This window comes from Dyella sp. C9 (genome assembly GCF_003332825.1).
Classification (GTDB): domain Bacteria; phylum Pseudomonadota; class Gammaproteobacteria; order Xanthomonadales; family Rhodanobacteraceae; genus Dyella.
On record NZ_QIRF01000013.1, the window covers coordinates 61,885 to 78,729 of the forward strand.

The window sequence follows — 16,845 nt, forward strand, 5'->3', positions numbered from 1 at the left end:
TCGTAGTCGATCCAGCAACACCACGATCATCGCGCGGTCAATTAACCGTCTTGTGACAACCGGGATTGCGCCTGTAGGACTTACGACGTTTCAGCAACGAAAAGTGGAAGACACCGGCTATCGCATGTCCGCTCTTTGGACATCCATGCGGCTTAACGGGCGCTTGCTTGCTCGAGGCTTACGACTCAGAGACGGGCGCATCGGATGTCATGCGCCAGGTGTATCGGTCGGCGTGCGCGTGTGCTGCAGCATGCCGTCCAGCGGGCATTACACGATCGGCTTTCGGTAAACCACGAAGCCGGAAGCTTCGGCGAGGCTGTCATACAGGCGCATGGCCACGGTATTGCTGTGATGCGTCTGCCAGTAGACGCGTGGTGAGCCTGCCTGCCCTGCACGTTCGTACACGGCCTCGATCAGCGTCCGCCCAACGCCCATGCCGCGCGCCGCCTCCACCGTGAACAGGTCCTGCAGGTAGCAGTTGTTGCCTATGCTGATGGTGCTGCGGTGGAACAGGTAATGGGCAAGCCCAAGCAGTCTGCCGTCGCGTTCCGCTACCAGCGCATGCATCGGTTCTTCGGCGTCCAGGAAGCGTTCCCAGGCAACCCGCGTCACCTGGTCGGGCAGAGCGGTCGCGCCAGTGCGGCCGTAGAACGCGTTGTAGCCGTCCCACAGCAGCTTCCACTCGTCGAAGTCCGAAGCGCGTACGCCTCTGACTTCCAGGGCTCTCATCAGCGCTGCACCATCAACGCAAACCAGCGCCAGCCGCGCACGCGCTCGGCCACCAGCTTGGCGCTGGTGAGCATCGGCACCGCCAGCAGCGCTCCGGGAATGCCCCACAGCCAGCCCCAGATCAGCAGCCACAACAGGATCGCGATCGGACTCAGGCGCATGCGATGCCCCTGGATCAGCGGCGTCACCACATTGCCCTCGAACGCGGTGATGCCTGCGAAGGTGAGTGCGGGCAGCAGGGCCGAACCCACGTCGTTGAAGTTGAGCAGCCCAACGAAGGCCAGCACCGTGGTCGTACTGATGGCTCCGACGTACGGAATGAAGTTCGCCAGCATCGCCACGGTGCCCCACAGCAACGGATCGGGCATGTGGTACAGCCACAGCATGCCGGCGGTGACTGCGCCAAGACCGAAGTTGATGAGCGTCGCCGTCAGGATGTAGCGCGATACCTCGTACTGGATGCCACGCACGATGGAGACCGCGTGTCGTCGATGGCCGAACGTGGGCGAAGCCTGCACCAGGCGCCGCAACATCAGGTCGCCATATACCAGGAAGAAGAACACCAGCAGCACAACGGTCAGCACCCCGGCCAACACCTTGGGCGTGGTCGCCACCACGTCCCATGCCGTGATCGAGATCGACGGCGGCGTGCCCTGCTGCACGCGCGCCTGCCCGGTAAGGCTTTGTGTCGCGCGATTGGCCGCCTCCAGCGGCTGCATGATGGAGCGCAGCTTCGGCCCGAAACTCCGGATCGCCGTGGGCGCCTCGTGGAACCAACCCAGGGCCGGCTGCGTCAGCATGCCGATGCCGGTGCTGATGGCGGCAATCAACGCGATCATCAACACGCTGGCACCAAGCCAGCGTGGAATGCCCAGATGCGATCCGCGCGCCACGATCGGGTTGAGCGCCAGCCCGATGAACGAGGCGAGCACCAGCGGTATGAGCAACTGCTTGGTGATGGTCACCGTGTACAGCAGCGCCAGCGCCAGGAAGATATTGAGCACGATGCGGATGCTGCGCAGGTTGCGGCGCGCACTCTGCGTTCGTTGCACGCGCATCAACTGAGGCCGTGGCTCACGCGGCGGCACCATCGCCTCGACGGGCACCTCCACCTGCGCCACGACGCCTTCGACGCCGGGCGGCTGCGACGATTCGGGTCCACTCATGAGAAATCGAAATTGTCTTGCGCAAAATCCGCCAGCAACCTGGCGGCCTGGCCCACCACTTCGGCCGCGGCACCACTGAACAGGGTGCCAAGCCCCGGCACGCGCAACGGATGCACGTTGAGCTGGCCAAGCACGAAACCTGCGCCGGCAGCCATGCCCACCGTAGTGAGCGGATAACGCTGCCCACGCGACAGCAAGGCCTGCGCCGGCACGGTCAGTTCGTGACGGGCCGTTTCGGCTCGGCTCCGGGCCGCATGGACGGCATGCAGCTGCTTGATCAGGCTCATGGCACGTCCTCCGGGCCGCGCTCGCCCTGCGGATCGGGGCGATGCAGGGCCTCGCGCATCATCGCACTCCATTCGCTCCGCGTCGCGGGCAACGTCATCCAGTGCATGCAGCGCCGGAACAGCAGGATGGCCGCGCCCAGAAAGGCCAGCTCCACCACCGCCAAGGACACCAGTGCCCAGGTCCAGGAATCGAACCACTGCGCCAGCAACCAGCCGATCAGCCCGAGCAGGGTAAGCCCCAGGCCCACGCCAGCCACCGTGGCGACCAGGCCGGCAACCAGTAGCCAATGCACCGCGCTGCGCGCCAGGCCCAACTCCGCGGCGAGCAGGCGCAACTGGGCCCCGAAAAGCTTTCGAAAGGCGCGACCGAGCCGGCCGAGATCATCCAGCAACCCGGGCGGCGGTGGCGGTACCGGCGTCTCCTCGGGTGCCGCGGGCGCGTCATCGCGTCCGGTCTGGTCCATCCGCTGTCCTCGTCACCTGGGTATCAGCGGCGGAGTATGCGGCCAAGCAGCCAGCCGGCGCCAAGGGCGATGGCCACGGACTGCACCGGCTTCTCGCGGACATAGTCACGCGCGCGATCGAGCCACTCATCGGCGCGGTCGATGGCCTGGTCATAAGCCTCGCGACCGCGTTCGCGGTATTCATCCGCCTTGGCGCTGGCCCGCGTGGCGGCATCGGCGGCCTTGTCCGTGGCGTGATGTAGCTTTTCCTCGACATGGTCGGCTGCGCGGTCGACCGCTTCCTTGGTGCTGCTCACGGCACTGGAGGTGGCCTGCTTGATCCGCTCGGCGCGTTCCTCGATCCGGTCGGCGGCATTGCTTCCCTCAGGCGCCTGGACTTGCTTGTTCATGACGTTCTCCGATGAGGCGGGTTATGCACTGTAACCAAACTTGCCAGCCGGGCGCGCGCCGGGGCATCAGGCCCCGGCACGCCGCCGCTCAGCTTGCGCGGCGGAAGAAGGCGATGACGGCAAGGATCAGGAAGATGATGAAGAGAATCTTCGCGATGCCGGCCGCAGTGCCGGCAATACCGGTGAAGCCGAACAGTGCCGCAATGATGGCGATGACCAGAAAGACCAGGGCGTAGTGGAGCATGGTGCGTTCCTCATGACGGGGCAGCGCATCGCCCCGCGATCATTCACCCACAGCCCATGCCTTGCGGGCGTGAAGATTCGCTGACGACGAACGCGCGTTGTACCCCGTTCACCCTGCGCCCATGCTGCATTCAGCCCACTGCTGGATTGAGGCTGTACGTACCCATCAATTCAGCCTCGGCCAGCACATGGCCGTCCATCGCCGCCCGCAGCTCCGACACCGTGAAGCCGTCAGCCAGCTTGAGGCTGTCCACGTCCAGCGCGTACAGCCGGAAGTGGTAGTGGTGCACGATGGAATCGTTCCACGGCGGACACGGACCGTCGTAACCCAGGTACTCGCCCTTCATGTCCGCGTCGCCCGCGAACCAGCCGGTGTAGTCATTGATGCCTTGGACGCTGCCAGGCGGGCCATACGGCGCGCGCTTGCCGCGCGGAACGATGCCATCGCTGCAGGCGCCTTCGGCCAGTTCGCCGCACTCCACGGGAATGTTGGCCATCAACCAATGCACGAACTCCACGCGCGGAAGGTCCGCCGGCACGGTGCGGCCTTCCTTGTTCACGTCGTCGGGCTTGCTGGGCACGTCGAAGTCCAAGCAGGTCAGCACGAACGAGCGTGTAGCGCGCGGTGCATCCTTCCATGCCAGGTGCGGGCTCAGGTTGTCCGACAGCGCGAACGGTGCCGCCTGCTTGCCGAAGGCGAAGCGCGGTGGAATCGGCTGGGCATGTTCGAAGTTGTCGCTGCGCAGTTGCAAGGTCGTTCTCCTGGAGGGGCGCGGATTCAAAAGGGGAGTGGGTCAGGGCCTGGCGTAGGTGACGCGATAAACGGCACCGGCAAGATCGTCGCTGACCAGCAGGCTGCCGTCGGGCAGCGGCTGCACGTCGGCCGGGCGACCCCACGCCTGCTCGTCCTGCTGGAAGCCGTCGAGCAGCGGCTCGTACGAAAGCACCTTATCGCCCTGCAGGCGCACCGTCATCACCCGATAACCGGATTTCTTGGTGCGGTTCCACGAACCATGTTCGGCAATGATGATCGCGCCCTTGTACGCGGCAGGAAACTGGCTGCCCTCGTAGAAGCGCATGCCCAGCGAGGCCACGTGCGCGCCCAGCTTGAGCACGGGCGGCGTGTAGTCCTTGCAACTCTTGCCCTTGCCGAACTCCGGATCGAGCGTGTCGCCCTGGTGGCAGTACGGATACCCGAAGTGCTCGCCGATGCGGCTGAGCCGGTTCAACTCGTCGCTGGGCATGTCGTCGCCCATCAGGTCGCGGCCATTGTCGGTGAACCACAGCTGCCGGCTGCCCGGCTGCCAGTCGAAGCCCACCGTGTTGCGCACGCCGTAGGCGACGTCTTCCAGACCGCTGCCGTCGGCATTCATGCGCGTGATCTTGGCGTACGCGTTGCCCTTGTCGCAGATGTTGCACGGCGCGCCGATCGGCACATAGAGCTTGCCGTCCGGCCCGAAGGCGATGAACTTCCAGCCATGATGCGTATCGGTGGGGAATTTGTCGTAGACCACCTGCGGCTGCGGCGGATCGTCGAGATGGTTCTCGATATCACGCAACACGAGGATCTTGCTCACCGCCGAGATGTAAAGGTCGCCATTGCGGAACGCGACGCCCACCGGCAGCTGCAGGCCACTGGCGATCACCCGCACCTTGTCGGCGTGGCCGTCACCCTTGCTGTCGGTCAGCGCATACACCTTGCCCGCGCTGTTGGAGCCGACGAACACGGTGCCCTTGGCGCCAAGCGTGATCTCGCGGGCGTTGGGTACCTGGTCCGAATACACCGCCACGTGGAAACCCGGCGGCAAGGTGAGCTTGTCCAGCTGGGGTGCGGCCGTGGCCGCGGGTATCCCCAGCAGCAGTGAAAGCACGACGATCAGCTTGCGCATGGACGACGGCTCCGGGAGAAGAAGGCGAAAGCGTAGCGCCAGCGCCGGCCGCTGGGAAATGCCCGAGGCGGCACGGGTGGCGCATCGCCGTCGTCGATGTTGCCTCAAGCCACGGGCAGCGAATATTCCAGCACGTAGGCATGCTCGCCGTTGGCGATGATGATTTCCAGGCGACCGGCAATCCCGGTGAGTTGTTCCGTACCCGAGTCCGGCACGATGGTCACCGAAAGCTGCGGTGCACCACGATGCATGGTGCCGCTATGTTGCAGTGCAAAGCTGCCATGGCGTCCATGCACGCTGCCGCTGACGCGTTCCAGCGCGACATAGGCGGCCGAACCTTCGACCGCCGTGCCCACCGCCAGCATCTGGCCCTTGCCGACGCCCTGCAGATCGCCGTGGAAGTGCTTTTCGATCGCCATGCGTCCCACGGCGGGATCGCCCACGCCGTCCTGCGGCGGCTGCGGCGTGACTTTCACCTCGAAGCTTCCCCGCGCCTGGTTCGACATGTCCGCTGCCTCCGTGGTGGATCGGGCCGCCAGGGCGCCGTCGCGGCGAATCCTGCGCACGGCATCCGCTCCTGTCAAACCGCGCTGCGCCTCAACGGCAGTGAATCATTCCACCGCCACGGCATTGAAGCGCGCAGCGATGTAGTCGTCGGTGAAGCTGGTCATGTCCCAGCCACGGATGAAGCCGCAATGGCCGCCGTACGCCGCGATGTCCAGCTCCACGTTCGCCGGCAGTTCCAGCTGCTCGAAGGCATCGACCGGAATCACCGGATCATCGCGCGCAGTGAGGATGGTCACCGGCACATGCAGGCCCTCGAGCGCGCGGCCCGCCACCGAATAGCCGTCCAGATAGGCCTCCAGCGAACCGAAGTCGGTATGCCGTGCCACCAGCGACGCGGTGAGCCCCCGGAGGTTCTGCTTCAGCTCCGACAGCTCGAAGTACTCACGATGCGGAAACGCCGCCTGCTTGGCCTGCAGCGAGCGTCGCCACTTGTGCATGAAGTACGCCTGGTAGAACCAGGGTGCCGCCTCCTCCAGCGAGAACAGCCCCTCGCCGGGATCGATGATGGGGCAGACGGCCAGCGCATAGCTGAGTGGCAGCCCGGCGGCCGGTCCGCGCAGGGCGGCCCGGAGTGCGAAATTGCCGCCCAGCGAGAAGCCGGCCAGCGCCATGGGACGGCCCGGATAACGCGTGGCGATGTCGCCCAGCGCATGTACCACCTCGTCGATGCGGCACGAGTGGAACAGCGCCTCGTTGAGCTGATGGCTGTCGCCATGGTCCCGGAAGTTCAGCCGGAACACGTCCCAGCCATCGGCGAGCAGGCGGCTGCCGGTCTGCAGCACGTAGGTGGAGTCGACACTGCCTTCCCAGCCATGGAACAGCACGGCCAGACCCCGTGAGCGCGGCTGCGTGCGCTGCGCGGTGTAGGCACCGGTGAGGCGTACGCCGTCGCCGCCATCCACCATCACCGGTTCGGCGCCCTGCAGCACCGTTTGTGCGGCCTGCGGCAACAGGAACCGGCGCACGCCGCTGGACGACAGCATGGTCTGCACGTGGCCGCTGCGCAGCGGCCACGGCGGCAGGAAGTCCTTCCCCTTCGGCAGGTTCATGGGCGGGCTTCGTGACCCGGCTGGTCTTCCAGCGCCTGCGCGATGCGCTCGCGCGACAGTTCGGCCATGCGGCGGCGCGCATCGGGCGTCGAGGGCACCGGCTCGAGGAAATGCACTTCCGCATCCAGCGGGGCATCGCCCAGCAGGCGCAGGAAGTTCTGCATGAAATTCTCGTGCTCGCGGAAGCCCGCGTCGATCACGCGCCGGCCATCGCGGGCAAAGCGAAGCGCCACCGGCTGCACCGGGACTTCCGCATCCAGGGCCGCCTGGAAGATGCGCGCATGGAACACGCGCAGCACGCCGTTGTGGCCGGTGCCGCCCTCGGGAAACACCGCCACCGAGCGTCCGACGCGCAGCCTGTCCACCATCACCTGCATCACCGCCGCCAGCGAATGATTGTTGCCGCGACGGTGGAAGATGGTGCCGCCCGATGAGGCCAGCCAGCCCACCAGCGGCCAGCTGGCGATCTCGGCCTTGGCCACGAAGCACGCGGCGCGCTGGCTATGCAGCAGCTCGATGTCCAGCCAGGAGGTGTGGTTGGCTACGAACAGCACCGGGTCGGACAGCGGCTTGCCCACGCGTACCGAGCGAAGGCCGAAGATCCGCAGCAGCGCGGTGGACCACCAACGGATGGTGCGGTGCGGAAACGGCTCACGCCCGTTCTTCATCACCGCGTCGCGGCCCCAGCTGAGGATGAAGGTGCACAGCAGGATGCCCAGCACCACGTGCAGCAGCAGCAGCGGCACGCGCCAGGCGTAGCGCAGGGGTCGCAAGAAGTCGCGTCGGGCCGGGGCGGAAACGGTGTGGGTGTTCATCAGTCGGGTTAGTTTAGCGTTAGCGGGGCCCCTGCGTCCCCGTGCCACAGGGCTCAGCGTTCCAACTGAGCCAGGGGTAAAGCCGCCGAGCGCTTGACTGTACGCAGGACGAAACTGGAATTGACGTCAGCCACCCCTGCCGCATTCAGCAACCGGTCGAGCAGGAAACGCGAAAAGTCCTGCAAGTCAGCCACATAGACATGCAGCAGGTAGTCCATGTCGCCCGTCAGGGCGTAACAGGCGACTACCTCGGGCCAGTCATTGACCAAGCCCACGAAGCGCTCCACTGCCGCGCTCTCATGCTTGGTGAGCTGCACGCGGACGAAGGCCTCCAGACCCAGCCCCACCGCCTGGGGATCGACCCGGGCGGTGTAGCCGGTGAGCACGCCTTCCGCTTCCAGCCGCTGCAGGCGGCGCAGGCAGGCCGAGGGAGACAGGCTGACCCTCTCGGCCAGCTCGGCGTTGGTGATGCGCCCTTCGCTCTGCAGCACGGCCAGCATGCGCAGGTCGGTTCGGTCGAGGCTCGTCATGGCACGCAAAACTCACATTACTAGATACCTACGCAAGATTATTGCGTACTTGCGCGTGAACGAAGCAACAAAACAACCATCATGCGTGGCCTCGGCCCTATGCTGGACCATCCCGGAAATACCACGGCCCAGCGCCAGGAGCCCGCCATGGACAACACCACACCCCGCCGCGTCGAACATCAGCAGACCGACCGTGGCTATGTGCCGGTGTATGCCACCGGCGTCGTCGAGCAGCCCTGGTCCGGCTATACCCGTACCGACCATGAGGTGTGGGACACCTTGTACAAGCGCCAGCGCGAACTGCTGCCCGGTCGGGCGTGCCAGGAATTCCTCGACGGCGTCGCCCGCTTTGGCCTGGGCGATGGCGGCATCCCCAAGTTCGCCGACCTGAACAAGGTGCTCGGCCAGGCCACCGGCTGGGAGCTGGTGGCGGTGGAGGGCCTATTGCCTGATGAGGTGTTCTTCGACCACCTCGCGCATCGCCGTTTTCCGGTCAGCTGGTGGATCCGCAAGCCCGACCAGCTGGACTACCTGAGCGAACCGGACCTGTTCCACGACCTCTTCGGCCATGTGCCGCTGCTGCTCAATCCGGTGTTCGCCGACTACATGCAGGCCTACGGCAAGGGCGGCATGAAGGCCTTCGCGATCGGCCCCGAAGCGCTGATGAATCTCACCCGCCTGTACTGGTACACGGTGGAGTTCGGCCTGATCAACACGGCCGAGGGCATGCGCATCTATGGCGCGGGCATCGTGAGCTCCAAGGGCGAGTCGATCTACTCGCTCGACTCGGCATCGCCGAATCGCATCGGCTTTGGCCTGGACCGCGTGATGAGCACGCGCTACCGCATCGACACCTACCAGCAGACCTACTTCGTGATCGACAGCTTCGAGCAGCTGTTCGAAGCGACCCGGCCGGACTTCACGCCGATCTATGCGCGCCTGCGCGAACAGCCGCCGCACGCGGCCGGCGACGTGCTCGACGGCGACCGCGTGTTCACCCGCGGCAACCGTGAAGGCTGGGCGACCAACGCGGATACCTGAATCCCGTCGCATCCACGGGATGGATCAAGGCCCGCCCCGTGCGGGCCTTCTTTTTGGCGTCACGCCCTGCGTCCGTATGCCCTAGAGCTGGTTGATCCACATCAAAGGGGCACAACGAAATTCTCACGAACATGGCCTCACCCCTCGAAAAAACCTACAGGGATGAATCCCATGAAAGTCCTGCTTCCCCTCGTGATCGCCGCCGCCTTCGGTTCGCTTGCCGCCCCCGCGGCCCACGCCGACACCAACGACAACTGGGTGGTACGCTTCGGCGTGCATGCGGTCGACCCCAAGAGCAACAACGGCACGCTCGCCGGCGCCCGCGCCAGTATCGACACCAGCGTGCGCCCGACCGGCAGCATCGAATACCTGATCACGCCCAACATCGGCGTGGACCTGCTGGCCGCCTGGCCATTCCAGCATGACGTGAAGCTCTCGGGTTTGGGCAAGGTCGCGCAGACCAAGCAGCTGCCGCCCACGCTCGGCATCAACTACCACTTCCTGCCCGACGCCAAGGTGTCGCCGTTCCTGGGCATCGGTCTCAACTACACCAACTTCTTCGATACCAAGAGCGCCGGCGCGCTCAGCGGCGCCAGCGTCAGCATCGCCAACAGCTGGGGCGTGGCCGCCCACGCGGGTATCGACGTCAAGCTCAGCCCCAAGTGGATCTTCACCGCCGACCTGCGCTGGGTCGATATCGAGAGTGACGTGAAGGTCAACGGCACCAAGGTGGGCACGGCGAAGATCGACCCGCTGGTGTACGGCGTGAGCCTGGGCTATCGCTTCTGAGTTTCAGGGTTACCGGCAGGGACGCTGGGCGGGCCTCCCGCAATGGGAGGCCCGTTCTCTTTGGGGCGCGCTCAGCCTCGCTTCCATTCGTCGACCGTAAGCACCTGGGCAATGCATTTGCCGTCCCAGCGGTACATCAGGTGTTGCGCCTGCGTGCAGGGGCCCACGCGGTCGGGATAGAACACCGCCACGCATTCGCCACCGCGATGGCGCACGCTGTCGTATACAAGCCCGTCCGAGCCGTCGGCCCTTAGTCGTCGTGCCAGGGCGATGCCCGCTGCGTAGTTGTCCGGATCGTGTTCGGCCTTCCAGCCGCCGCGCAGGTCGTGCAGCCGGGCCTGGATGCTGGTGCGATAGCAACGCATCTCGATGTCGCAGGGCGGCTCCGCCGTGGCGGCGAGAAAGCGTTCGCGGTGATAGACGGTTTCCTCCACCGCGGTGGCCACGCTGTGCCCGGCGTAGAACACGCCCCAGCTACCGTCGGAGAAACGGCTGCCTTCGGGGTTGAGATGGGTGAATGCCGCCATCACCGGCGTGGTGCCCGGCCCGCTCACCCGGCGCTCGGGCGGCACCAGTTGCAGTTCGCCGATCTCGTTGCGCAGCCGCGGGTTGGTCATCGCCTCGATGCGATACAGCGCCTCCAGGTCACCCGGTTCGGCAATGCGGTCGAACACACCTACCGGCGGAAAACGGCTGGGCACGATGCGATAGGCATGGCTCCAGCGGATGCGTTTGAGCGGTGGAAAGTCGGCCATGACGGTGCAACTCACGCGGTCTGCCAGAGGCGGGAAGTATGGCGGGCGGCCGTATCGCGGGCTGCGACCTGGACCGCAGGGTGATGGGGGCCGCCTGGCTGGCGCTCAGCCCCAGCCGCGCTGCGCGTCGAGGTACTGGCGCACCACGTAGAGGTCGGCCACGTTGCCCGACAGCATGCGCTGCAGCGCCGACTGGCCACCGAACAACGACGCCTGGTTGGCGCGGTGGACCCAGCCATCGGCCTGCTGCGGGTCGGGGAACAGGATCTGCAGGTCCTTGAAGATGCCCAGCAGGTAGCTGATGCGCTCGAGCGTGTCGCGGCCCAGCGTGCCGGACTGCAGGCGCTTCCACTTGTAGAAGGTCGATTCCGGGGGATCGCCCAGCAGGCGTCGCTGGTCGGCGATGCGCAGGTTCCAGCGCTCGGCCAGGTTGAAGAAGGCGCGCAGGGCCGGACCGCCGAGGTCGGCGCCGGGAATGCTTTCAGGCTGGAGATGAGCGGCCATGGCTTGACTCTCCCAGTGAAGTTGGAATTGATTTTACTGTATGGGTGAATTTTTCGCCAGTTGCACGGGGCGGCATCCGCCATCCGGCCAATGCCCGGCACGGGTGGCAGGGGCGGATACTCGCGGCCTCTCCCGCGGAGTGGCCGTCATGCGCACCTGCCTGATCGCCCTGCTGTGCCCCCTCGCCCTGTGCGCCACCGGCGCGCGCGCCGAGGTGAAGGAAGCCGGTGCCGACCACCTGCTGCTGCAGGACCACCTGGACGTCCGTACCCCGCCCGACCAGCTCTACGCGACGGTGGTGGACATCGGCCACTGGTGGAATGGCGCGCACACCTACTCCGGCGACGCCACCCACCTCAGCCTGCAACCCGAGGCGGGGGGCTGCTTCTGCGAACGCTGGGGCGGGTACAGCGTGGCGCACGGACGGGTCATCTGGGCCGCGCCTGGCCATGTGTTGCGGCTGGAAGCGCCGCTGGGACCGTTGCAGTCCATGGCAGTGGAGGCGGTGATGACCTTCACGTTCAAGCCGTCGGCCCAGGGCACGGCCCTGGAATTCGAGTATCGGGTGAACGGATCGAGCGCGAGCGGCCTGGACAAGCTGGCCGCCGGCGTGGACGCGGTGCTGAGCGAGCAGTTGCAGCGACTGCAGCGCTATGCGGAAACCGGCACCGCGCCGCCCGCCAGGCCCTGAACGGTTGCGGCGTCAGCCGCAACCTCCCAACTGGACCCAGCGCAGCCCGAAACGCCCCGGGTGCAAGCGCACGCAGACCGTATCGCCCGGCTCGACCGCCTCGTAGTAGGCACGCGGCACGGCGATGCGATTCTTGTCGATGGCCGCGCTCCAGCGCGCCAGGTGGACGTAGTAGGTGGTGGACTTGCCGCGGCTGACGTCCTTGCCGGTGACCGTGGCCGGGATCACCTGTGGCCGCGCCGCGTCCAACATCATGTCGGTGATGGCCAGCAGGCCAGCACCGTAGGCCAGCATGAAGGGCAGCATCAGCATCGGCAGCACCCAGCGCCGCCCCCGTACTGCCTCGGTACGAGGCGCCCATACCACAGCCAGCCATAACGGCAGGCTGGCGAGTGCGCCCCACAGGAACAGCGTTCCGACATCGACCATATCCACGTCCAGCAGGGCGCGGAGGGCCAGTGCCAGCGGTGGCGTGACGAGCAAGCCCGCCACATTGGGCCGCACATCACCCTGCTTGCCGTCGAGCTTGAACAGGCCGGGTTTCAGCCAGACCAGGACGGCGGCCACCCAGGGCAGCAGCGCTGCGCAGGCAATGGCCAACCCGTAAGGCTGCGGGATGATCATGACCCACATAAGGACCAGCAACGGCGCGAAGGCGATAGCCTTGCCGAGCTGCTGGGCCTTCTGCAGCCGGGCGAGCCGCTCCTGCGGGTTGCTGCCAAGCGTCGGGTCGTTCGCGACCTCGGCGAGGGTCTCCTCGCGTGCGACCTGGTCCAGGTCGGGCAGCGCGTTGAACCAGGCCTGGAAGCGGTCGTCCAGGCCGAACGAGGTAGCGTCGATCATCAGCGGACTGCCGTCGATCGGCACGACCTGCTTGTAGTTCGCGTTGCGCGCCTGGACCACGCGTCGCCCGCGGATCTGCGCACGCGTCAGGCGCCTATCCACGAACGGCTTGCACACGGCGATGGCGTCACGCTCCAGCGTGAGGCTGGCGCCCAGCGCGTAGTTCACGCAGTACACCGCCAGCGCCAGCGGTATCAGTACGAACGTTCCCAGCAACAGCACGCCACTTGCCTCCAGCGAGCGCTGCGACGCGGTGAATGCGATCACCACGCCCGCGCCCGCGAAGAACAAGGCTAATGCCACCATGGCGATGCGCCATCCCGTGGTCACCTTGTAGACCACGGGATAGCGGATGTCCCGCTGCCAGTCCAACCCCAATACGCCTGCCGTATCCGTCATGTCCCCCGACTCCCCTGTCGAAACGATGGATGGTGCTGGCGCGGGAGCTTACGGGGCTTTGACGTTCTTGTCCTTGGCGCAGTCGCAGCCGAAGTCCGGTTCCGGCCCCCCCTCGGCGATGAAGCGGTCGATGCGCTGCTCCAGCACCGGCAGCGGCACCGAGCCGATCTGCAGCACGGTGTCGTGGAAGTGGCGGATGTCGAACTTCGGCCCCAGCGCCTGCTCGGCCTTCTGGCGCAGTTCCAGGATCTTCAGGTAGCCCAGCTCGTAGGACAGCGCCTGGCCCGGCCAGCTGATGTAGCGGTCCACCTCGTTGGCGATCTCGCGATCGGACAGCGCGGTGTTCTGGGTCATGAAGTCGATCGCCTGCTGGCGGGTCCAGCCCAGGTGATGGATGCCGGTGTCGACCACCAGGCGACAGGCGCGCCACATCTGGTAGGTGAGATAGCCGAAGCGCTCGTAGGGCGTCTTGTAGATGCCCATCTCGTTGCCGAGGTATTCCGAATACAGGCCCCAGCCCTCGCCATAGGCGGAGATGTAGCCCTCGCGGCGGAATGCCGGCTGGCCATGCTGCTCGGCGGCCAGTGCCAGCTGCAGCGAGTGACCGGGCATCGACTCATGCAGGGTCAGCGCCGGCATGTTGTACAGCGGGCGCGACGGCAGGTCGTAGGTGTTGACCAGGTAGGTGCCCGCGCCGCCGCGGCCGGAGGTGTAGTACGGCGCGATATCGGCCGGCACCGGCACGATGGCGAAGCGCTGGCGCGGCAGGCGGCCGAACTCCTTGCCCAGCTGCGCGTCGACCTGCTTGGCCACCCAGGCAGTGCGCATCAGCAGCTCGTCGGGCGTCTTGGCGTAGAACTGCGGATCGGTGCGCAGGAAATGCAGGAAGTCGGCGAAGCTGCCCTTGAAGCCCGTCTCCTGCATGGTCTTGACCATCTCGGCATGGATCTTGGCCACCTGCTCCACGCCCACCTTGTGGATGGTGTCGGGGTCCAGATCCAGCGTGGTGTACTCGATGATCTGCTGGCGATACCAGGCCTTGCCGTCGGGCATGGCTTCAGCCGCCAGCGTGGTGCGCGCCTTGGGCAGGTATTCGTTGCGGAAGAAGGTGAGTAGGCTGCCGTAGGCCGGGATCACCTTGTTGGCGATCACCTGCCTGGCGTCCTCGCGCAGCTTGGCGGCGTCGGCCGCGCTGATGCTGGAGGGCAGCTTTTCGAACGGTTCGTAGAAGCTGGCCTTGGTGGGATCCTTCAGCTCCGCCACCGCCGCGATGGAGACATCACGCCCGTTGAGCACCTCGCGCGGCACGGTGAAGCCGCGTGCCAGGCCGTCGCGCATGTTGTCGATCTGCTGCTGGAAATACGCCGGCACCTGGCCCAGATGCTCGAGGTAGCGGCGATAGTCCTGCTCGGTGCGCAGGTTGTCGGTGTCCAGCACGTAGCTGAGGTCGCTCCAGAACGCCGAGTCGCTGTTGAAGGGCATCTGCCACTGCTTGAACTGCTGCGCGGCGAGCAGGTTCTGGATCTGCGCGCGGTACACCGCGTAGTTGACCTGATCCTCGGGCGCGAGCTGCTTCACGTCGATGCCGTTGAGGCTGGTCAGGGTCTTCTGCCAGTAGTCCAGGCGCTTTTGCTGGTTGGCCGCATCGACGTTGTCCAGGCGCGAGCCGTTCGGCTGCGCCTCGCCCGAGCTGGAGATGCCGGACTGGCCGTTGCGCCAGGCCCATTCCTGATCGTAGATCTGCTTGAAGCGGGCATCCGCGTTCTGCTCGGCCCAGGCCGGCGCGGTCAATGCGAGGGCGGCCACGGCCAGCCAGGTCATGCGAGGTGCTTTGTTCACTACGGGGTTTCCTTGGATGAAGACGAAGTGGCCGATGCCGCCGACACGGCATCCTCCACGCTCCAGTCATCCAGCGCCTGTGGCGGAAGCTGGGGCAGCGCCATGCGTGACAGGGCGTCGCGCGCGGCATCCTTCAATCGTGCCACGCGCAGGGCGATCCCACGAGCGTCCAGCCAGGCGACGAAATCGCCGATGGACTCCAGGGCGGTGCCATCGAGGTCGGGCGACTCCTCCAGGCTCAGCACCACGGCGCGCAGGCCGGGCGTGGCCTCCACCCGGTCGCGCGCCTGCGCCAGCATGGGCTCGGCGTTGACGAAGAACAGCGGCTCCTCCGGCCGCACGATCAGCAGGCCGGGCAGCTGGCACGCCTCGGGATGCTGCTCGATGTCGACGAAGTCGTGACCCTGCGCCAGCCGTCCCAGCACGCTCAGTCGCGGCGAAGCGAGCTGGCGCAACAGCATCACCAGGCTGAAGGCGATGGCGAACAGCAGGCCGTTGAGGATGCCCAGCGACAGCACGGCGAGCACGGCAGCCAGCGCCACCAGCCGGTCGCGATGCCAGCGCAGGTAGGGCGCGAAGCTGCCCAGCCGCAAGGATTTGCTCACCGCGTGGATCACGATGGCGGCCAGCACCGGCTGCGGGATGCGCTCGATCCAGCGCAGCGCCAGCAGCACCAGCACGAGCACGCACACGGCCGCGATCAGGCCGGCCAGGCGCGACTGCGCACCGGCCGCCTCGTTGGCCGACGTGCCGGAATAGCCGGCGCCCACCGGCATGCCATGCAGCACACCCGAGATCACATTGGCCACGCCGAGCACGAGCAGGTCGCGGTTGGGCTCGACCTGATCGCCGTGCTTCAGCGCGAAGCCACGGATCGAGCTGTACGACTCGGCGAACAGGATCAGCAGCAGCGCCGCGGCCAGTTCCACGCTGGGCAGCCACTGGTCGCTGCGTGGCCAGGTCGGCCAGCCCAGCGCGGCACCCAGCTGGATCTCCCCGGTGAGCGCCACCCCGCGCTCCGCCAGCCAGCCCGACGCGGCCACGCCCAGTGCGATCACCAACAGGCTGCCTGGCAACCGGCGGAACCGTTCGCAGGCAAACAACAGGGCCAGCGCCACCAGTCCAGCCAACACGGCGGCCGTTTTCATCTGCGGTACCCGCGTGGCGAGCTGGCCGATCAGCACGGGAACAAAGTCCCCATGCACGTCGGCCACGCCGCACAGATGCGGCAACTGTTTGAGCGCGATCACGAAGGCCAGGCCGAAGGTGTAGCCCCGCAGCACCGGGCGCGCGATCAGGTGGGACAGTCCGCCCAGCCGCGCCGCACCCGCCACCAAGAAACACAGGCCGGCCAGCAGCACCAGGGTGACCCCCACCGCCACGCGGGCGGCACTGTCGTTGCCCGCCAGCGCCAGCGTGCCGGCGGCCAGCACGGCGGCCGACGAGGAGGTGGCCGAGACGATGGCGTAGCGGCTGCGGCCCAGCAGGCCATAGGTGGCCAGGCCCACGAACAGCGCGATCACGCCGGCCTGCGGCGGCAAGCCGGCAATGCCCGAATAGGCCACCGCTTCGGGTATCAGCAGGCCGGCGATGGAAAGCCCGGCCACCAGGTCGAGGCGCCAGGTGGAAGTGACGGCGGGAGTCACGGTGGTGGACATCGGTCGCTCCGGCGCGAGACGGCTGCGCCGAGGTTAGCCGATTGCAACGCCAGCAGGTCTCTCGTGCGGCGACGGCGCCCTGCTCTCTGCAGGAGCGCACCCCTGAATCGAGTTCAGGGCAGGCTCTGAGCGCGAAAACCCCATGAAGCGAAACGCCAAGGGGCGAGGGACGAGTAGCGAGGGCGCAAGCCACCACGT

The 16,845-nt window shown here is 66.6% G+C and carries 20 protein-coding genes; 3 read left to right on the forward strand and 17 right to left on the reverse strand.

All coding sequences use genetic code 11. The features are described 5' to 3' along the window. Positions 1-267: 267 nt before the first annotated feature. The 12 genes from DVU99_RS14455 to DVU99_RS14510 form a co-directional block, all read right to left on the reverse strand. Positions 268-729 (reverse strand): GNAT family N-acetyltransferase, encoded by a 462-nt coding sequence (locus DVU99_RS14455; RefSeq protein ID WP_114240937.1) that lies wholly within the window; start codon positions 727-729, stop codon positions 268-270. Next, positions 729-1,787 carry an AI-2E family transporter gene (locus DVU99_RS14460; RefSeq protein WP_232823619.1) on the reverse strand — a complete coding sequence of 353 codons (1,059 nt, stop codon included), beginning with the start codon at positions 1,785-1,787 and terminating at the stop codon, positions 729-731. The genes DVU99_RS14455 and DVU99_RS14460 overlap by 1 nt, the downstream gene beginning before the upstream one ends. Before the next feature lie 104 nt (positions 1,788-1,891). Further along, on the reverse strand, positions 1,892-2,182 hold the full coding sequence (locus DVU99_RS14465) for a hypothetical protein (protein ID WP_114240939.1): 291 nt from the start codon (positions 2,180-2,182) through the stop codon (positions 1,892-1,894). Next, positions 2,179-2,646, reverse strand: a complete 468-nt coding sequence (locus DVU99_RS14470; RefSeq protein ID WP_114240940.1) for an ABC transporter ATP-binding protein — start codon at positions 2,644-2,646, stop codon at positions 2,179-2,181. The genes DVU99_RS14465 and DVU99_RS14470 overlap by 4 nt, the downstream gene beginning before the upstream one ends. A gap of 23 nt (positions 2,647-2,669) precedes the next feature. Further along, positions 2,670-3,035, reverse strand: coding sequence for a YqjD family protein (locus DVU99_RS14475; protein WP_114240941.1), 366 nt, complete (start codon positions 3,033-3,035; stop codon positions 2,670-2,672). A gap of 88 nt (positions 3,036-3,123) precedes the next feature. Then, positions 3,124-3,279, reverse strand: coding sequence for a DUF1328 domain-containing protein (locus tag DVU99_RS14480; protein WP_114240942.1), 156 nt, complete (start codon positions 3,277-3,279; stop codon positions 3,124-3,126). Positions 3,280-3,409: 130 nt separating this feature from the next. Beyond that, positions 3,410-4,030: a YbhB/YbcL family Raf kinase inhibitor-like protein gene (locus DVU99_RS14485; RefSeq protein WP_114240943.1), complete on the reverse strand. Its 621-nt coding sequence runs from the start codon at positions 4,028-4,030 to the stop codon at positions 3,410-3,412. Positions 4,031-4,072: 42 nt separating this feature from the next. Continuing rightward, on the reverse strand, positions 4,073-5,167 hold the full coding sequence (locus tag DVU99_RS14490) for a sorbosone dehydrogenase family protein (protein ID WP_114240944.1): 1,095 nt from the start codon (positions 5,165-5,167) through the stop codon (positions 4,073-4,075). Positions 5,168-5,271: 104 nt separating this feature from the next. Then, positions 5,272-5,733, reverse strand: a complete 462-nt coding sequence (locus tag DVU99_RS14495; RefSeq protein ID WP_343126331.1) for a DUF3224 domain-containing protein — start codon at positions 5,731-5,733, stop codon at positions 5,272-5,274. Between the two features lie 45 nt (positions 5,734-5,778). Beyond that, entirely contained in the window at positions 5,779-6,783 is a 1,005-nt protein-coding gene (locus tag DVU99_RS14500; RefSeq protein ID WP_114240945.1) for a YheT family hydrolase, read from the reverse strand. Further along, positions 6,780-7,598, reverse strand: a complete 819-nt coding sequence (locus tag DVU99_RS14505; RefSeq protein ID WP_114240946.1) for a 1-acyl-sn-glycerol-3-phosphate acyltransferase — start codon at positions 7,596-7,598, stop codon at positions 6,780-6,782. The genes DVU99_RS14500 and DVU99_RS14505 overlap by 4 nt, the downstream gene beginning before the upstream one ends. A gap of 53 nt (positions 7,599-7,651) precedes the next feature. Next, positions 7,652-8,128: an Lrp/AsnC family transcriptional regulator gene (locus DVU99_RS14510; protein WP_114240947.1), complete on the reverse strand. Its 477-nt coding sequence runs from the start codon at positions 8,126-8,128 to the stop codon at positions 7,652-7,654. Positions 8,129-8,275: 147 nt separating this feature from the next. On the opposite strand from DVU99_RS14510, the gene phhA reads away from it, so the two are divergent. Further along, on the forward strand, positions 8,276-9,169 hold the full coding sequence (gene phhA, locus DVU99_RS14515) for a phenylalanine 4-monooxygenase (protein WP_232823616.1): 894 nt from the start codon (positions 8,276-8,278) through the stop codon (positions 9,167-9,169). Between the two features lie 171 nt (positions 9,170-9,340). Beyond that, complete coding sequence (locus tag DVU99_RS14520; RefSeq protein WP_114240949.1) at positions 9,341-9,958, forward strand: OmpW family protein; 618 nt, start codon at positions 9,341-9,343, stop codon at positions 9,956-9,958. 71 nt (positions 9,959-10,029) lie between these two features. Here DVU99_RS14520 and DVU99_RS14525 read toward each other — a convergent pair whose 3' ends face one another. Both DVU99_RS14525 and DVU99_RS14530 read right to left on the reverse strand, forming a co-directional pair. Then, positions 10,030-10,713: an RES family NAD+ phosphorylase gene (locus tag DVU99_RS14525; RefSeq protein WP_114240950.1), complete on the reverse strand. Its 684-nt coding sequence runs from the start codon at positions 10,711-10,713 to the stop codon at positions 10,030-10,032. Between the two features lie 105 nt (positions 10,714-10,818). Beyond that, positions 10,819-11,217 (reverse strand): MbcA/ParS/Xre antitoxin family protein, encoded by a 399-nt coding sequence (locus tag DVU99_RS14530; RefSeq protein ID WP_114240951.1) that lies wholly within the window; start codon positions 11,215-11,217, stop codon positions 10,819-10,821. Positions 11,218-11,365: 148 nt separating this feature from the next. Between DVU99_RS14530 and DVU99_RS14535 the strand changes: the two genes are divergently transcribed. Next, positions 11,366-11,908: an SRPBCC family protein gene (locus DVU99_RS14535; protein WP_157971450.1), complete on the forward strand. Its 543-nt coding sequence runs from the start codon at positions 11,366-11,368 to the stop codon at positions 11,906-11,908. A 12-nt stretch (positions 11,909-11,920) separates the two neighbouring features. Here DVU99_RS14535 and DVU99_RS14540 read toward each other — a convergent pair whose 3' ends face one another. Genes DVU99_RS14540 through DVU99_RS14550 form a run of 3 tightly spaced genes read right to left on the reverse strand, consistent with a single transcriptional unit; the run spans position 11,921 to position 16,647 of the window. Continuing rightward, the gene (locus DVU99_RS14540; RefSeq protein ID WP_157971451.1) at positions 11,921-13,150 is read right to left on the reverse strand and encodes a hypothetical protein; all 1,230 of its coding nucleotides are present in this window, start codon (positions 13,148-13,150) and stop codon (positions 11,921-11,923) included. A 48-nt stretch (positions 13,151-13,198) separates the two neighbouring features. Continuing rightward, positions 13,199-14,989, reverse strand: coding sequence for a DUF885 family protein (locus DVU99_RS14545; protein ID WP_232823617.1), 1,791 nt, complete (start codon positions 14,987-14,989; stop codon positions 13,199-13,201). After that, the gene (locus DVU99_RS14550) at positions 14,989-16,647 is read right to left on the reverse strand and encodes a SulP family inorganic anion transporter (protein WP_114240955.1); all 1,659 of its coding nucleotides are present in this window, start codon (positions 16,645-16,647) and stop codon (positions 14,989-14,991) included. Before DVU99_RS14550 ends, DVU99_RS14545 begins: the two co-directional genes overlap by 1 nt. Positions 16,648-16,845 lie beyond the last annotated feature (198 nt).

Excerpts from the sequence above, each read along its gene's own strand:
- DVU99_RS14455 (WP_114240937.1), bottom strand. The coding sequence starts at position 729 with ATGAGAGCCCTGGAAGTCAGAGGCGTACGCGCTTCGGACTTCGACGAG.
- DVU99_RS14460 (WP_232823619.1), bottom strand. The coding sequence starts at position 1,787 with ATGCGCGTGCAACGAACGCAGAGTGCGCGCCGCAACCTGCGCAGCATC.
- DVU99_RS14465 (WP_114240939.1), bottom strand. The coding sequence starts at position 2,182 with ATGAGCCTGATCAAGCAGCTGCATGCCGTCCATGCGGCCCGGAGCCGA.
- DVU99_RS14470 (WP_114240940.1), bottom strand. The coding sequence starts at position 2,646 with ATGGACCAGACCGGACGCGATGACGCGCCCGCGGCACCCGAGGAGACG.
- DVU99_RS14475 (WP_114240941.1), bottom strand. The coding sequence starts at position 3,035 with ATGAACAAGCAAGTCCAGGCGCCTGAGGGAAGCAATGCCGCCGACCGG.
- DVU99_RS14480 (WP_114240942.1), bottom strand. The coding sequence starts at position 3,279 with ATGCTCCACTACGCCCTGGTCTTTCTGGTCATCGCCATCATTGCGGCA.
- DVU99_RS14490 (WP_114240944.1), bottom strand. The coding sequence starts at position 5,167 with ATGCGCAAGCTGATCGTCGTGCTTTCACTGCTGCTGGGGATACCCGCG.
- DVU99_RS14500 (WP_114240945.1), bottom strand. The coding sequence starts at position 6,783 with ATGAACCTGCCGAAGGGGAAGGACTTCCTGCCGCCGTGGCCGCTGCGC.
- DVU99_RS14505 (WP_114240946.1), bottom strand. The coding sequence starts at position 7,598 with ATGAACACCCACACCGTTTCCGCCCCGGCCCGACGCGACTTCTTGCGA.
- DVU99_RS14510 (WP_114240947.1), bottom strand. The coding sequence starts at position 8,128 with ATGACGAGCCTCGACCGAACCGACCTGCGCATGCTGGCCGTGCTGCAG.
- phhA (WP_232823616.1), top strand. The coding sequence starts at position 8,276 with ATGGACAACACCACACCCCGCCGCGTCGAACATCAGCAGACCGACCGT.
- DVU99_RS14520 (WP_114240949.1), top strand. The coding sequence starts at position 9,341 with ATGAAAGTCCTGCTTCCCCTCGTGATCGCCGCCGCCTTCGGTTCGCTT.
- DVU99_RS14525 (WP_114240950.1), bottom strand. The coding sequence starts at position 10,713 with ATGGCCGACTTTCCACCGCTCAAACGCATCCGCTGGAGCCATGCCTAT.
- DVU99_RS14530 (WP_114240951.1), bottom strand. The coding sequence starts at position 11,217 with ATGGCCGCTCATCTCCAGCCTGAAAGCATTCCCGGCGCCGACCTCGGC.
- DVU99_RS14535 (WP_157971450.1), top strand. The coding sequence starts at position 11,366 with ATGCGCACCTGCCTGATCGCCCTGCTGTGCCCCCTCGCCCTGTGCGCC.
- DVU99_RS14540 (WP_157971451.1), bottom strand. The coding sequence starts at position 13,150 with ATGACGGATACGGCAGGCGTATTGGGGTTGGACTGGCAGCGGGACATC.
- DVU99_RS14550 (WP_114240955.1), bottom strand. The coding sequence starts at position 16,647 with ATGTCCACCACCGTGACTCCCGCCGTCACTTCCACCTGGCGCCTCGAC.